Below are 15,713 nucleotides of genomic sequence, written 5' to 3'. Positions count from 1 at the left end.
CAACTCAAAGGATGTGATATGTTCAGTCGTATGAAGGTTGTAACAAGTTTGATACTTATATTGGTATTATTTGGCACACTTCAGCTTATTTCAGCAGGTTTGTTTTTTAGCTCTTTAAAAAATGACAAAGGTATTTTCAGCTCAACTCAGGTTATCAGCCAGAAGAAAGCGGAGTTGGATGCGGCCTGGTCGTATTTGCTGCAGACGCGCAACACCTTAAACCGGGCCGGCATCCGCGTGGCGCTGGATGCGGAAGGGCGGGGCGCCGGCGCGGCGTTTGATGAACTGCTCAATTTGGCCAAAACCCAGCTGGATTCCGCCGGCGCCCACTTTGGCAATTATGAAAAAACGGCGCTTGCCGTACAGCAGGATCCCAAGGTCGCCCAGACGGTAAAAGAGAATTATACCGCGCTGCACGGCGCGCTCTCCGAGCTGGTTCTGTTTCTTGCCAATAATGAATTTGAAAAATTTGTCGAACAACCGACTCAGGGATTTCAGGATAATTTTGAAAAGGCCTATAACGCCTATCAAATTGACAGCGATAGTTTACATCGGGCGGGGATCGCTGAAAACGACAAGGCTTATGATTCCGCGCTGTGGGTATTAGGCACCATTATTATTCTGGTGGCGGCATTAACGCTTGTCGCCTGGCTGGGCATTCAAAAACTAATCACGCGTCCGCTGCAGTATATCGTTGAACATATTCGGCATATCGCCAAGGGCGATCTGACCAAAGCGGTCAATTACCACAGTAAGAGCGAGATGGGCATCCTGGCGGACAGTATCCGGGAAATGCAGCATGAATTGGTTACCACGGTAAGCGCGGTGCGGCAGGGCGCCGACGCCATTTATACCGGCGCCACCGAAATCAGCGCCGGCAACAGCGATCTCTCCTCGCGCACCGAACAGCAGGCTTCCGCGCTGGAAGAAACGGCCGCCAGTATGGAGCAGTTGACCTCGACGGTGAAACAGAACGCCGAGAACGCGCGGCAGGCCAGCCAACTGGCGCTGAGCGCGTCGGAGACGGCGCAGAGAGGCGGCAAGGTCGTCGATAACGTGGTTAAAACGATGCACAATATTGCCGGCAGCTCGCAAAAAATCGCCGATATCACCAGCGTGATTGACGGCATCGCTTTTCAGACCAATATCCTGGCCTTGAATGCGGCGGTAGAAGCGGCAAGAGCGGGAGAGCAAGGGCGAGGTTTCGCCGTTGTGGCCGGAGAAGTGCGCAGTCTGGCGCAGCGCAGCGCCCAGGCGGCAAAAGAAATTAAAGGTTTGATTGAAGATTCCGTCAATCGTGTCGATGAAGGTTCCGTACTGGTCGAGAGCGCGGGTGAAACCATGGAGGAAATCGTCAGCGCGGTGACCCGGGTGACGGACATTATGGGCGAAATCGCTTCCGCTTCCGATGAGCAGAGCAAAGGTATCGACCAGGTCGGTCAGGCTATTACCGAGATGGACAGCGTCACCCAGCAAAACGCCGCATTGGTTGAGGAGTCGGCTACGGCCGCCGTGGCGTTGGAAGAACAGGTGCGCATTCTCAGCCAGGCGGTGGCGGTATTCCGCCTGGCGGATGCCGGCGCCAACACGCAGCACGCAACGCCAGCGCAAAGCCGTCAAAAACCGGCTCTGCCGGCGGTATCAGCGAATACGGAGAAAAAGTCGCACCAAAGCCAGTCGACGGAGAATTGGGAAACATTTTAAAACAAGCAGTATCAATGTACGGCAAAGGTTTTCTGGCTTAATAAGAACGTTAAAGGACATTCCATGTTTCGGCGGATCCGTATTTCTACCTGTGTGTTTTTGTTGTTGATGGTGTTTTTTGTTATGCAACTGGTATCCAGTAGCTTCTCGTTTAACGGGTTCCGTACGGACTACCAGAACTTCACCCAGGTGAATGTGGGAAGCCAGCAGCGGGATGAATTAACCATGAGCTGGGTTGCCTTGCTGCAGACGCGCAATACCTTGAACCGGGCGGCGACGCGCGCCGCCCGCAATGTGGCGCAGGAGCAGGTCTCGGTGCTGATGACCAGCGCCAGAACGTACCTGGCCCAGGCCGATACCCATTTTAAACAGTATCTTGCGGTGCCCAGAATAACCGATAAGGGCGTGGAGCTGACGGGTAACGTACAGGCGAGCTATGAGAAGCTGCAGGCCGCCCTCGCAGAATTGATCGTGTTTTTGGACAGCGGGCAGCTACAGCCGTTTCTCGATCAGCCGACGCAGTCTTTTCAGGATAACTTCGAGGCTGATTTTTCAGTCTATGTGGAGTATATCAACGGGCATTTGCAAGTGGCAGCGGACAGTAGCCGACAGTCTTATTCCGACTCCAAATGGTCGTTCGGCATTGTGGTTACTCTGTCGCTCCTTATCACCCTGCTCGGGTTGATTTGGCTGAAAAAGGCTTTGTTGCAGCCATTGGAAACGATGCGTGAGCATTTTGAGCACATCGCCAGCGGTAATCTGGCGGAAAGGATCGCCGACTTCGGACGCAACGAAATAGGCGTGATGTTCAGCGCCCTGCAAAAAATGCAGGCGTCGCTGGCGGGCATGGTTCATTCCGTCAGGCAGGGGACGGACGCCATGTTGCACGGCGTGCAGGAGATCGCCGCCGGCAATGACGATTTGTCTTCCCGCACGGAAGAGCAGGCCTCCGCCCTGGAAGAGACCGCCGCCAGTATGGAGCAGCTGACGTCGATAGTGAAACAGAACGCCGACAATGCGCACCAGGCGGCGAAGCTGGCGCGGCAGACCTCGGTCACCGCGCAGAAAGGCGGCGAAATAACCGGCGATGTGGTGACGACCATGCAGCATATTGCGTTGAGTTCACAAAAGATCAGCGATATCACCAGCGTGATCGACGGCATCGCCTTCCAGACCAATATTCTGGCGCTGAACGCGGCGGTGGAAGCCGCCAGAGCCGGCGAACAGGGAAGGGGGTTCGCCGTGGTCGCCGGCGAGGTGCGCAGTCTGGCGCAGCGCAGCGCGCAGGCGGCGAAAGAAATCAAAGGGCTGATTGACGAGTCTGTCAGCCGCGTCCGCCAGGGCTCCGACTTGGTCGAGTCCGCGGGAAGCACCATGAGCGATATCGTTCGATCGGTGGCGCAGGTTACCGATATCATGGGGGAAATCGCTTCGGCTTCCGATGAGCAGAGCCGGGGCATCGAGCAGGTCGCTCAAGCCGTCACGGAGATGGACGGCGTTACCCAGCAAAATGCGGCGTTGGTCGAACAGGCCTCTTCCGCGGTGCGTTCGCTTGCCGAACAGGCCGGGATGCTGACCAATACCGTATCGGTTTTTAATCTTGCGTCAGCAAGGGATGAATACCTGATAAATGATAACAACGACAAATCCGCCATAGCCGTAAGGAACAGTTCAGATTGGAAAACAGCATAGCAAAAATAAATATTCGAGCGGTTTGATATGAAAAGCACACCATCGCAAAATCGCCCCGAACCTGCATCTATCCTGACGCAGATGGTAGATCGGTTGCCGCTGTCGGACGTCCATTTCCGACGCATCAGCCAGCTAATTTATCAGCGCGCCGGTATTGTGCTGGCCGATCACAAAAGAGAAATGGTTTATAACCGCCTAGTGCGGCGTTTGCGTTTGCTGGGGATAAATGATTTTGGCCAGTATCTGGCGCTGCTGGAATCCGATCCCAACAGCGCGGAGTGGCAGGCGTTTATTAATGCGCTGACGACAAATCTGACGGCTTTTTTTCGCGAGGCCCACCACTTTCCGATACTGGCCGAGCACGCCCGCCAGCGTCCTAATGGCTATACCATCTGGAGTACCGCGGCATCCACCGGAGAAGAACCTTATTCTCTGGCGATGACGCTGGCCGAGGTTTTGGGTAACCGGGTGAGCGGCTGTCAGGTGTGGGCCAGCGATATCGATACCCAGGTGCTGGAAAAAGCCACCGCCGGTGTTTATCGGCAGGAGGAGTTGCGCTCGCTTTCCCCCCAGCAGATGCAGCGATTCTTCCTGCGCGGCACCGGTCCGCACAGCGGGCTGGTGCGCGTTCGCCCGGAGCTTGCCGCCATGGTGCATTTCCAGCAGTTGAATCTGTTGGCGCCCGAGTGGTCCGTTCCTGCGCCGTTCGACGCCATTTTTTGTCGTAACATAATGATTTATTTTGATAAAGAAACACAGGAGCGCATCTTACGTCGATTTGTTCCGTTGCTTAAACCGGGCGGGCTGTTGTTTGCCGGTCATTCAGAGAATTTCAGTCAGATCAGTCGGGAATTCTATCTGCGGGGGCAGACTGTTTATGGACTGGCTAAGGAAAGATAATGAGCAAAATTAGAGTGTTGTGTGTCGATGATTCTGCCCTTATGCGTCAGATCATGACGGAAATCATTAACAGCCACCCGGATATGGAAGTGGTCGCCACGGCGCCCGACCCCTTAGTCGCCCGCGACTTGATCAAAAAATTCAATCCGCAGGTATTAACCCTGGACGTCGAAATGCCGCGGATGGACGGACTGGATTTTCTGGAAAAACTGATGCGCCTGCGTCCGATGCCGGTGGTTATGGTGTCGTCGCTGACCGGGAAAGGTTCTGAAATCACCCTGCGCGCGCTGGAACTGGGCGCCATTGATTTCGTGACCAAACCGCAGTTGGGGATACGCGAAGGCATGCTGGCCTACAGCGAGCTTATCGCCGAAAAAATCCGCACGGCCGCCAAGGCGCGCCTGCCGCAGCGCAGCGATAGCCACGAGCCGATGGCGATTATTAAGCATACGCCGTTGCTCAGCAGTGAGAAATTAATCGCCATCGGCGCATCGACGGGGGGAACGGAGGCGATACGCCACGTATTGCAACCGCTGCCGCCCACCAGCCCCGCCTTGCTGATTACGCAGCATATGCCGCCGGGATTTACCAAGTCATTTGCCGAGCGTCTGAATAAACTCTGTCAGATTACGGTGAAAGAAGCCGAGGATGGCGAACGTGTTTTACCCGGGCACGCCTATATCGCCCCCGGCGCCCGGCATCTTGAACTGGCGCGCAGCGGAGCGAATTATCAGGTGCGGTTGCATGACGGCCCGCCGGTTAACCGTCACCGTCCATCGGTTGATGTATTGTTTCGCTCGGTTGCGCAGCATGCCGGGCGAAATGCCGTAGGGGTCATCCTTACGGGAATGGGAAACGACGGAGCCGCCGGTTTGTTGGAACTTCATCAGGCCGGTTCCTATACCCTGGCGCAAAATGAGGCAAGCTGCGTGGTATTCGGTATGCCGCGCGAAGCTATCGCCATGGGGGGCGTCGACGAAGTGGTGGATCTGCACCAGGTCAGTCAGCGGATGCTGGCACAAATCTCTGCCGGACAGGCATTACGTATATAAGCAGCTCCCGGTGAGCAATAAATATTTTAGGAGTAGGTATGGCCGACAAAGAACTCAGGTTTCTGGTAGTGGATGATTTTTCGACAATGCGCCGCATTGTTCGCAACCTGCTGAAGGAACTGGGCTTTAATAACGTAGAAGAAGCGGAAGACGGCGCCGACGCGCTGAGCAAGCTTCGCGCTGGCGCTTTCGATTTCGTCATTTCCGACTGGAACATGCCCAATATGGACGGTCTGGAACTGCTGCAAACCATTCGTGCGGATGCCTCGCTCTCCAAGCTGCCGGTATTGATGGTAACCGCGGAAGCGAAGAAAGAAAATATTATCGCCGCAGCCCAGGCTGGCGCTAGCGGCTATGTTGTTAAACCATTTACTGCTGCGACCCTGGAAGAGAAGCTGAGTAAGATTTTCGAAAAACTGGGTATGTAAGGGGATCTTATGACGTCACATCCAATGCCGCCCGTAAATGACACCGCTTCGGCCACCGAGATTATTTCTCGCATCGGTCAATTGACCCGCATGCTGCGCGACAGCCTGCGCGAGTTGGGACTGGACAACGCGATTGCCGAAGCGGCGGAAGCCATTCCCGACGCCCGCGATCGCCTTGATTACGTCGTGCAAATGACGGCCCAGGCCGCAGAGCGGGCGTTAAACTGCGTTGAAGCGGCGCAGCCGCGCCAGAATCAGCTGGAAGCCGACGCCAAATCGCTGAAGACCCGCTGGGATCAATGGTTTGAAAATCCGATTGAGCTGGCCGACGCGCGCGAACTGGTCACCGATACGCGCAGTTATCTCGAAGGTGTGCCGGAGCATACCTCGTTTACCAACGCGCAACTGCTGGAAATCATGATGGCCCAGGATTTCCAGGATCTTACCGGTCAGGTCATCAAGCGCATGATGGATGTTATTCAGGAAATTGAAAAACAATTACTGATGGTGCTGCTGGAAAACATGCCGGAGAAACCCGCCGCGGCCAAACGCGCCAACGACGGGCTGTTAAACGGTCCTCAGGTGGATAAAACCGCGGCAGGGGTGGTGTCTAACCAGGATCAGGTGGATGATTTGTTGGATAGCCTCGGGTTCTAGTTGTAAAGATTAAGTCCCGCGGGTGTAGCTGCGCCATCGTTACACCCGCGGGAGTGCGGCCCGGCAATCTTTGAGCCGTGCCTATTCCGCATTATCCGGCCGTTGCCGGCCAAATCCTTTCCTCCCCCGGATTACCGGCCTACTATCCGTTAAAGAAACGTAGGTTTTTCCCGTTGTTCCAGCCATAAAGTTTTTCCATATTTGTCATGCTAGGCAGCAAATCCCTATCCCAGGTAGTAATAACAGGAACGCTGAGTGGCTGAAGATAGCGATCTGGAAAAAACAGAGTCCCCCACTCCCCATAAAGAGGAGAAGGCGCGCGAAGATGGACAGATCCCCCGTTCCCGTGAATTGAGCTCGATTCTGATGCTGATGGCGGGGTTAGCCATACTGTGGATTGGCGGCGAGTCGATGGCGCGCAAGTTGGCTTTAATGGTAAGCCAGGGGTTGTATTTTGATCATCAAACCATTGGCGATGACACCCGGATGCTACGCCATATCGGTGTATTGCTGAAGCTGGGCGCGTCGGCTTTGATTCCTATTATGCTCGGGTCAGTGCTGGTTGCGTTATCAGCCCCGATGTTACTGGGCGGTGTGTTATTCAGCCCTAAGTCAATCAAATTTGATTTAAAGAAATTAAATCCGCTGTCCGGCTTAAAACGGCTGTTTTCTTCTCAGTCATTGGCTGAGCTTTTTAAAGCCATATTAAAGTCGGTAATGGTCGGCATCGTCACCGCCTGGTTTTTATTACATAACTGGCCGAAGATGCTGCATCTGATATCACAGCCGCCGATGGCGGCGCTGGGCGATGCATTAAATTTGGCAACGCTCTGTGGATTTTTTGTCATCATGGGGCTGGTGCCGATGGTGGCGTTTGATGTGTTCTGGCAGATCTGGAGCCATATCAAAAAATTGCGCATGACCAAACAAGAGATTCGTGACGAACACAAGGAAAGTGAAGGCGATCCGCATGTTAAAGGGCGTATTCGCCAGCAGCAACGGGCCATGGCGCAGCGAAGAATGATGGCTGATGTGCCTAAAGCCGATGTGATCGTAACCAACCCGACCCATTATGCCGTCGCATTGCAATATGATGAGAAAAAAATGAATGCGCCTAAAGTGTTGGCTAAAGGCGCCGGTGAGATTGCGCTGCGTATCCGCGAACTGGGCGCAGAGCATCGAATCCCTGTTTTGGAAGCGCCGCCGCTGGCGCGAGCGTTGTACCGTCATTCTGAAGTCGGACGCCATATTCCGGCGGCGTTGTATGCTGCTGTTGCAGAGGTCTTAGCCTGGGTTTATCAACTGAAACGCTGGAAGCGTGAAGGTGGCTTAATCCCGAGAAAGCCTAAACATCTACCGGTGCCGGATGCACTGGATTTTGCTAAAGAGAATACTACTGATGGCTAATTTGGCCTCTATACTACGTTTACCGAGTAACTTTAAGGGAGCTCAGTGGCAAATATTAGCCGGGCCTGTCCTGATCCTGCTGATATTGTCCATGATGGTGCTGCCGCTGCCGCCCTTTATCCTGGATCTGCTGTTTACCTTTAACATTGCGCTTTCAATCATGGTGCTGCTTGTCGCCATGTTCACCCAACGCACGCTGGATTTTGCGGCTTTTCCGACCATTCTGCTGTTCTCGACCCTGCTGCGTCTATCCCTTAACGTGGCGTCGACGCGTATTATTCTGCTGGAAGGTCATACCGGAACCGCCGCCGCTGGGCGGGTCGTTGAAGCATTCGGCCATTTTCTGGTGGGCGGTAATTTCGCCATCGGGATCGTGGTATTCATCATCCTGGTTTTGATCAACTTTATGGTGATCACCAAGGGCGCCGGGCGTATCGCCGAAGTGGGCGCGCGCTTTGTACTGGACGGTATGCCAGGGAAGCAGATGGCGATCGACGCCGACCTCAATGCCGGATTGATCGGCGAGGACGAGGCGAAAAAGCGGCGTTCCGAAGTCACTCAGGAAGCCGATTTTTATGGATCGATGGACGGTGCGAGCAAGTTTGTCCGTGGCGACGCCATCGCCGGTCTGATGATTATGGTGATCAATATCATCGGCGGGTTGCTGGTGGGCGTTATTCAGCATGATATGCCGGTAGGGCATGCCGCGGAGAGTTATACCCTGCTCACCATCGGTGACGGCCTGGTGGCGCAAATTCCCGCGCTGGTTATCTCGACCGCCGCGGGGGTGATTGTTACCCGCGTCAGCACCGATCAGGATGTCGGGCAGCAGATGGTCACCCAGCTGTTTAATAATCCCCGGGTGATGATATTAAGCGCGGCGGTATTGGGATTGATCGGCCTGGTCCCCGGTATGCCCAACTTTGTGTTTCTGCTGTTCACCACCGCGCTATTGGCGCTGGCATGGTGGATGCGCGGCGAGCAACTAAAAATGCCGGCTGTTGCCCCTGAACCTTCCGCAATGGAAAAACATCAGGTGGTAGAGGCGAGCTGGGCGGATGTTCAACTGGAAGATCCACTTGGCATGGAGGTCGGGTATCGACTTATTCCCATGGTGGATTTTCAGCAGGATGGCGAACTGTTAGGCCGAATCCGTAGTATCCGAAAGAAATTCGCCCAGGAAATGGGATACTTGCCGCCCGTTGTTCATATTCGGGACAACCTGGAACTTCAGCCGGCCAGCTATCGCATTTTGATGAAGGGGGTGGAGGTCGGTCATGGCGAGGCTTATCCCGGCCGTTGGATGGCGATTAATCCGGGCAATGCCGTAGGCGATCTTCCGGGAGAGGTTACCCAGGACCCCGCATTCGGGCTGCCGGCGGTCTGGATAGAAAGCGGGATAAAAGAGCAGGCGCAAACCCAGGGATATACGGTAGTGGAAGCCAGTACGGTTGTTGCCACGCACCTTAATCATTTAATTAGCCTGCATGCCAGTGAGCTGTTTGGGCGGCAGGAAGCGCAGCAACTGATGGATCGCGTGGCGCAGGAAATGCCCAAGCTGGCGGAAGACTTTATTCCCGGGGTGGTGACGTTAACCACGCTGCATAAAGTTTTACAGAATCTATTGAGCGAAAGCGTTTCCATCCGCGATATGCGAACCATTATGGAAACGCTGGCCGAACATGCCCCGGTACAGTCGGATCCTTATGAGTTGACCACCGTTGTTCGGGTCGCTCTGGGACGGGCGATAACACAGCAGTGGTTCCCCGGTGAAACCGAGCTTAAGGTGATTGGATTGGATGGTTCTCTGGAGCGGCTGCTGCTCCAGGCTCTCCAGGGAGGGGGCGGCTTGGAGCCGGGTCTCGCCGATCGTCTGCTTGAGCAGGCAAAACAGGCGCTGCAACGACAGGAAATGCTGGGGGCGCCGCCTGTCCTGCTGGTCAATCATGCTTTACGCGCTTTACTTGCCCGCTTTCTGCACCGTAGCTTGCCGAATCTGGCCGTGCTTTCCAATCTGGAAATCAGCGATAACCGGCAGATTCGGATGACCTCGATTATCGGGGAAGCGTAATGCGAATGGGGAAATTACTGCTGGCGGCGTTATTTATTCCTGCCGTGGCGTTCGCCACGCCGGGCGCCTGGAATGCCAGCAAAAACGGGGTGGTGCTGCAGCATCGCGGCGTCACCGCCGCCTCTCCGGCATTTTTGCCTACCGCGAATATGGAAGTAGGCAGCGACAGTACAATTACGCTGATCCACTGGCGTTATGAGTCATTATCGCCGCCTCCCGTCGGCTTGGTCGTCCGGCTTTGCACACTTCAGCGATGTGTCAATCTGCAGGGCGGCAGCGGCCAGACAAGAAGTTTCACCGGCTTGCCAGCCAATAGCGAGTTTCGCTTTATATATTATATTGAAGGCACCGGAAGGCTTAATCGAGCATTTAACGTGCACAGCATCAGCATCGCGGTCAACTATAAGTAACGCGTCGCTGTGGAATATCGGGGGAGTCAATCTGTGAGGAAAATGTCTCTGCATGCTACAGAGACAATTATTTAGATACTGATTTTTCGTCCGGAAATACTGGAGCCTTTTGCCTGACCGTCCGGTCCGTATAATGATTGCCCGTGACGCGGTTTCAGTATCTCCAGCGCTTTATCAGTGTGGGAAATATGCTGATTAAGCAGTAAACCATTATGTTGATTCTGATCGCGCAGGTTTTTCGTCAACTGCTGTACCTGCCGCCAGCGCTCCGCCAATTCTTCATTGCCTTCATAGGGCGCCTTAAGTGTCGCTAGCGATTCTTCTTCATGACGACACTGTTCCAGATATTGCATTGTTGCCAACAGCGAGCTTTTCTTCTCCGTTACCTGCTGAAGCGCGCTGCTGTTTATTTGTCCGGCACAAAGCTGAACTTGCTCCTCAGACATAACCGCCTGCAGGCTATCCAGATTATGTAGTAGCTTATCCAGTATCGTCTGTAACTTTTGCATGTGATTATTTACTCGCTAAAAAGTCCTGAGTATCTTTGATTAACGCGTCAGCGATTTTTTCGACATCGAACTTCAGCGAGCCATCGCGGATCGCCTGTTTCAAGGTTTCAACGCGATTCATATCAATGTCTTGCGTACCAGGCTGCATCAATTTTGCCTGAGCATCACTGAGTCTGACCTGAGTACCGCTGATTTCGGTCTGCGCTTCAGTCTGTTTACGTTTCTGCTTGGATACATCACTCGCTTCACGCGGCTGAACGGGACTGACCGGTTTCAGCGGCTGGGCACGATCGATACTCATAAATAAGCCCTCTAATGTGAGGATAAAATAGTTTAATTATCAACCTGATAACAACAACTGCTTACAACAGTTCAGGTGAGAAAAAATTGTCAGTAACGGTATTGATTATAATCATCGGCAAGCGTAAAGAAATCTTTAATAAATTACTGTGAGATAAGAATAATCCCATCCTCACGCGCAATACCGCTTATGATCTGCCCTGACGCCATTCTGACCCTGACCGATTGGCCTACCGCCGCATTCGTCATGGCTTTGCCTTCGCTGTTGATGGCGAAACCTGCGCCCTCAGCCAAAACCTGAACATTCTGCCCCGCTTTGATAATCCATGCTCGACGCAGCATGGATGTGGTTATCGGTTGCCCGGGCGTCAGATCGCGCAGCGCAATCGCCCCCTCGGCCGCTTCCAGCGTGAGGATGGTACGCGGCGGCAGCTTATCAAGGCGGCCTTTGGTCAGGCGCAAGTCTTTCTCTTCCAACGTTGAACCGCGATGCACGATACGGGCGCCGACCACATAATTCCCGGTAACCTGCACTTCGGTTTGAATAAACCGGCGTTGCCCATCGCAGCGAACAGATACGCTGATATTGCCCCAGGCGCGCGTATTTCCGGGCAAGGATATCTGCGGCCTTGCGCATTTAGGCCACTGTGATTCAGGCGACTTTACCACGACGTTAACGCTATGAGCGCTTTCTTTATAACGATCTGAAAAAAAGCGGTTTATCTGGTCGGAGAGATCGCCTGCGGAGGCATATCCGCTCACTAATGCCGACATGCAGGCGAGCAGCCGAATGACAGCATGGTTGATTTTCATATAAGACCTCCAGATAACCGTACCACCGTGCGTTAGTGTAATGGCATTGGTGTCAGGTTAAGGCGACAAATAGCGCTGCATTTTACGTTTATTCGTTCGATGGTATCGCCATAATGAGAATTATCCTATCTGCTCTGAATTCTAACTTGCGGAGGGAGCATGCTGGATAAATTGAACGCCTCATTGCAGTTTCAGCAGGAAGCGTTGAACCTGCGTGCCCAGCGGCAGGAAATACTGGCCGCGAATATTGCCAATGCCGATACCCCGGGCTACCAGGCTCGTGATATCGATTTTGCGAGCCAGCTCAATAAAGTCATGGCGCAGGGGCGAGCAGAAGGCACGGGTATTGCGTTAAAAACCACCGCGGCGCGACATATTCCCGCGCAGAACTTCCAGCCACCAGAACTTGACCTGCTATACCGCGTTCCTGACCAACCCGCACTGGACGGTAATACCGTCGATATGGATCGCGAGCGAACCAATTTTGCCGATAACAGCCTGAAATATCAAACCAGTCTGACGGTATTGAGCGGTCAAATCAAAGGCATGATGACGGTATTACAATCAGGTCAGTAGCGCGATAGAAGGTAAGAGTTTATGTCGTTATTAAATATATTTGAAATTTCTGGCTCAGCGCTTTCAGCGCAATCTCAGCGCCTGAACGTAAGCGCCAGTAATCTGGCTAACGCCGATAGCGTGACGGGTCCGGATGGACAGCCTTATCGCGCCAAGCAGGTGGTATTTGAAGTGAATGCCGCACCCGGCCAATCTACGGGGGGGGTTCGCGTCGCCAATGTAATTGAAGATCCATCTCCGGGCCGCCTGGTTTACGAACCGGGTAATCCCCTGGCTGATGGGCAAGGGTATGTCCGTATGCCGAATGTGGATCCTGTGTCGGAAATGGTTAACACCATTTCCGCATCCCGTAGCTATCAGGCAAATGTGGAAGTATTGAACACCACGAAAACAATGATGTTAAAAACATTGACGATTGGACAGTAATCGGGGGTTGGGATGTCAGTTACAATTAATGATACAAGTTCGGCGACTAAAACGAGCGCCAGTACGACGACTACCACAGACGGCACAGGCAGTGTCGATCTGCAAAATCAGTTTCTGACTCTGCTGGTTGCGCAATTGCAGAATCAGGATCCTACCAACCCGATGGACAACAACCAGTTATTGAGCCAGCTGGCGCAAATCAATACCGTGAGCGGTATTGAAAAACTGAATACCACTCTGGGGTCTATTTCCGGTCAGATTAATAACAATCAATCATTGCAGGCAACGACATTGATTGGCCATGGCGTGATGATCCCCGGGAAAAACATATTGGTGGGCAGTGAAACCAGCACGCCGTTTGGCTTGGAGCTGGAACAGGCCGCGGAAAACGTTACCGTCACCATCAGCGACAGCACCGGTAAAGCGGTTCGTACCCTGGAACTGGGCGCATTGTCCGCCGGCGTTCACTCCTTTAATTGGGACAGCCAGATGTCGGACGGAACGGTGGCGCCGGATGGCGCATATACCGTAGCGATTGCCGCCAGCTCCAACGGCGCGCAACAGGTTGTACAGCCATTGCAGTATGCGCTGGTGAACAGCGTAACCAACAGCGATTCCGGCGCGGTGCTGGATCTCGGCCTGCGCGGTAAGGCAACGCTGGAAGACGTTCGGCAGATCTTATAGCGGTCAACTCAACTTACACCTTTCCAGCGCCGTTAAGGCATTGGAATAGGGTTTAATCAATTTATCTGGAGAGTAACATGGGTTTTTCTCAGGCTGTCAGCGGATTAAATGCCGCGTCCAATAACCTGGATGTCATCGGCAACAACATTGCCAACTCGGCAACGGTAGGCTTCAAATCCGGTACGGTATCTTTCGCGGATATGTTCGCCGGCTCCAAAGTTGGGATGGGCACCCAGGTTGCCGCCGTTATGCAGGATTTCAGCAACGGTACGGTGACCAGCAGTTCGCGCGAACTGGATATCGCCATCAGCGGCAACGGTTTTTTCCGTGTTCAGGATGCCAACGGTTCTGTTTATTACAGCCGTAACGGCCAGTTCACCCTGGACGGCTCGCGTAATATCGTCAATATGCAGGGCATGCAACTGACGGGATACCCGGCCACCGGTACGCCGCCCACCATTCAGCAGGGCGCCGACCCGGTCGCGCTGAGCATCCCGGAAGACGCCATGCAGGCGCAGGCCACCACCGTGGCTTCCATCATCGCCAACCTGAACTCTTCGGATGAGGTAAAGAGCTGGGATGCGGCCAATCCGGCTGATACCTCGAACTATAAAGGGTCTATCACCACCTATGACAGCCTGGGCAACGCTCATGACTTTGCGCTGTATTTTGTTAAAAATGATATTGCTACAACGCCCCCTACAAATACCGGCGCTACTGCTGTGTGGAGCGTCTATGTACAAGATACGAGTGTTGATGGTTCTGATTTTCTGCCAGCATATCAAATGGAATTCAGTTCCAATGGCGCATTGCTAAATACTGAACCGATGGCGGTAGCTGTGGATCCGCTGAATGGTTCGGACGGAGTTGACTTTACCCTGAGCTTCGCCGGCAGCCTGCAGCAGAACAGCGATAGCAGTACCAAAACTCCTACCCAGAACGGCTATGCTCCCGGCGAACTGACGGGTTACAGCATTAATGACGACGGCACCGTGGTCGGCACCTATTCCAACCAGAAACAGCAGGTTCTTGGCCAAATCGTATTAGCCAGCTTCGCCAACCCTGAGGGGTTATCTCCCGAGGGCGATAACGTTTGGTCGGCGACCGATAACTCCGGTCAGGCAGTGGTCAATATCGCCGGCTCCGGTAACCTGGGCAAGCTGATCGGTCAGGCGACGGAAAGTTCCAACGTCGATATGAGTAAAGAGCTGGTCAATATGATCGTCGCTCAGCGTAACTACCAGGCCAACTCGCAAACCATCAAAACGCAGGACTCCATTCTGCAAACGCTGGTTAGCCTGCGTTAATCGTTTTAACGGGGATATTGCATGGATCATGCTATTTACACCGCGATGGGCGCGGCAAGTCAAACGCTGGAGCAGCAGGCCGTTACCGCCAACAATCTGGCCAATGCGTCTACTCCCGGGTTTCGCGCCCAGTTGTCGGCATTGCGCGCAGTGCCGGTTAATGGGCTGACGCTTCCTACCCGCACGTTGGTGGCCGCTTCAACGCCGGGCGCGGATATGACGCCGGGCGTAATGGATTACACCGGACGCGCGATGGATGTGGCGCTGCCCAAGGATGGCTGGTTGGCGGTTCAGGCGGCAGATGGCGGTGAGGCATATACCCGTAACGGTAATATGGAAATCAATGCCGACGGACAGTTGATGGTTCAGGGGCATTTGGTGCAGGGGGATGGCGGTCCGATCGAGATACCTCCCCAGGCGCAGATCACCATTGCATCGGATGGCACCATTACCGCATTGAACGCCGGCGATCCGCCAAACACGGTGGCGCAGTTGGGGCGGCTGAAGCTGGTTCAGGCCACGGGGCAGGAAGTGACGCGTTCCGATGACGGTCTGTTTCGTCTGACGCAGGCCGCGCAGCAGCAGCGTGGCAATGTGCTGCCCAACGATCCCGAGGTACGTGTTATGCCCGGCGTGTTGGAAGGCAGCAACGTGAATCCGGTTGACACCATGGTGGATATGATCGCCAACGCCCGACGCTTCGAAATGCAGATGAAAGTTATCAGCAGCGTCGATGATAACGCCCAACGCGCTAATCAGATATTAGCCATGAGTTAA

The 15,713-nt window shown here is 54.0% G+C and carries 17 protein-coding genes; 14 read left to right on the top strand and 3 right to left on the bottom strand.

All coding sequences use genetic code 11. The annotated features are described in order from the left end of the window. The first annotated feature begins 18 nt into the window (after positions 1-18). The 9 genes from DDT56_RS07970 to DDT56_RS07930 all read left to right on the top strand — a co-directional run bounded on the left by DDT56_RS07970 (position 19) and on the right by DDT56_RS07930 (position 10,321). Positions 19-1,704: a methyl-accepting chemotaxis protein gene (locus tag DDT56_RS07970; RefSeq protein WP_136165919.1), complete on the top strand. Its 1,686-nt coding sequence runs from the start codon at positions 19-21 to the stop codon at positions 1,702-1,704. A gap of 63 nt (positions 1,705-1,767) precedes the next feature. Further along, entirely contained in the window at positions 1,768-3,396 is a 1,629-nt protein-coding gene (locus DDT56_RS07965; protein ID WP_136165918.1) for a methyl-accepting chemotaxis protein, read from the top strand. Between the two features lie 27 nt (positions 3,397-3,423). Beyond that, the gene (gene cheR, locus DDT56_RS07960) at positions 3,424-4,296 is read left to right on the top strand and encodes a protein-glutamate O-methyltransferase CheR (RefSeq protein ID WP_136165917.1); all 873 of its coding nucleotides are present in this window, start codon (positions 3,424-3,426) and stop codon (positions 4,294-4,296) included. Beyond that, positions 4,296-5,348: a protein-glutamate methylesterase/protein-glutamine glutaminase gene (locus DDT56_RS07955; RefSeq protein ID WP_136165916.1), complete on the top strand. Its 1,053-nt coding sequence runs from the start codon at positions 4,296-4,298 to the stop codon at positions 5,346-5,348. Before cheR ends, DDT56_RS07955 begins: the two co-directional genes overlap by 1 nt. Before the next feature lie 38 nt (positions 5,349-5,386). Then, on the top strand, positions 5,387-5,776 hold the full coding sequence (cheY, locus tag DDT56_RS07950) for a chemotaxis response regulator CheY (RefSeq protein WP_136165915.1): 390 nt from the start codon (positions 5,387-5,389) through the stop codon (positions 5,774-5,776). A 9-nt stretch (positions 5,777-5,785) separates the two neighbouring features. Then, positions 5,786-6,433 (top strand): protein phosphatase CheZ, encoded by a 648-nt coding sequence (cheZ, locus tag DDT56_RS07945; protein WP_136165914.1) that lies wholly within the window; start codon positions 5,786-5,788, stop codon positions 6,431-6,433. Positions 6,434-6,688: 255 nt separating this feature from the next. Next, positions 6,689-7,840, top strand: a complete 1,152-nt coding sequence (flhB, locus tag DDT56_RS07940; RefSeq protein WP_136165913.1) for a flagellar biosynthesis protein FlhB — start codon at positions 6,689-6,691, stop codon at positions 7,838-7,840. After that, positions 7,833-9,911 (top strand): flagellar biosynthesis protein FlhA, encoded by a 2,079-nt coding sequence (gene flhA, locus DDT56_RS07935; protein ID WP_136165912.1) that lies wholly within the window; start codon positions 7,833-7,835, stop codon positions 9,909-9,911. Before flhB ends, flhA begins: the two co-directional genes overlap by 8 nt. Positions 9,912-9,916: 5 nt before the next feature. Next, positions 9,917-10,321: a flagellar protein FlhE gene (locus DDT56_RS07930; RefSeq protein ID WP_335341470.1), complete on the top strand. Its 405-nt coding sequence runs from the start codon at positions 9,917-9,919 to the stop codon at positions 10,319-10,321. 71 nt (positions 10,322-10,392) lie between these two features. On the opposite strand, the gene DDT56_RS07925 is transcribed toward DDT56_RS07930, so the two are convergent. From DDT56_RS07925 to flgA, 3 genes are all read right to left on the bottom strand, one after another. Continuing rightward, on the bottom strand, positions 10,393-10,830 hold the full coding sequence (locus DDT56_RS07925) for a flagella synthesis protein FlgN (protein ID WP_136165910.1): 438 nt from the start codon (positions 10,828-10,830) through the stop codon (positions 10,393-10,395). Positions 10,831-10,834: 4 nt separating this feature from the next. Beyond that, positions 10,835-11,131: a flagellar biosynthesis anti-sigma factor FlgM gene (gene flgM / locus DDT56_RS07920; RefSeq protein WP_136165909.1), complete on the bottom strand. Its 297-nt coding sequence runs from the start codon at positions 11,129-11,131 to the stop codon at positions 10,835-10,837. Between the two features lie 143 nt (positions 11,132-11,274). Then, positions 11,275-11,943, bottom strand: coding sequence for a flagellar basal body P-ring formation chaperone FlgA (gene flgA / locus DDT56_RS07915; RefSeq protein WP_136165908.1), 669 nt, complete (start codon positions 11,941-11,943; stop codon positions 11,275-11,277). 159 nt (positions 11,944-12,102) lie between these two features. Between flgA and flgB the strand changes: the two genes are divergently transcribed. The 5 genes from flgB to DDT56_RS07890 all read left to right on the top strand — a co-directional run bounded on the left by flgB (position 12,103) and on the right by DDT56_RS07890 (position 15,713). Further along, positions 12,103-12,519, top strand: coding sequence for a flagellar basal body rod protein FlgB (flgB, locus tag DDT56_RS07910; RefSeq protein WP_136165907.1), 417 nt, complete (start codon positions 12,103-12,105; stop codon positions 12,517-12,519). Positions 12,520-12,540: 21 nt separating this feature from the next. After that, on the top strand, positions 12,541-12,945 hold the full coding sequence (gene flgC / locus DDT56_RS07905; protein ID WP_136165906.1) for a flagellar basal body rod protein FlgC: 405 nt from the start codon (positions 12,541-12,543) through the stop codon (positions 12,943-12,945). 12 nt (positions 12,946-12,957) lie between these two features. Next, entirely contained in the window at positions 12,958-13,629 is a 672-nt protein-coding gene (gene flgD, locus DDT56_RS07900) for a flagellar hook assembly protein FlgD (protein ID WP_136165905.1), read from the top strand. 77 nt (positions 13,630-13,706) lie between these two features. After that, positions 13,707-14,936 (top strand): flagellar hook protein FlgE, encoded by a 1,230-nt coding sequence (gene flgE / locus DDT56_RS07895; RefSeq protein ID WP_136165904.1) that lies wholly within the window; start codon positions 13,707-13,709, stop codon positions 14,934-14,936. Between the two features lie 21 nt (positions 14,937-14,957). Next, the gene (locus DDT56_RS07890) at positions 14,958-15,713 is read left to right on the top strand and encodes a flagellar basal body rod protein FlgF (protein WP_136165903.1); all 756 of its coding nucleotides are present in this window, start codon (positions 14,958-14,960) and stop codon (positions 15,711-15,713) included.

Source organism: Brenneria corticis (assembly GCF_003115855.1).
GTDB classification, from domain to species: Bacteria; Pseudomonadota; Gammaproteobacteria; order Enterobacterales; family Enterobacteriaceae; genus Brenneria; species Brenneria corticis.
Note: the sequence above shows the minus strand (reverse complement) of the source record. Positions and strands in the feature narration are given on the sequence as shown.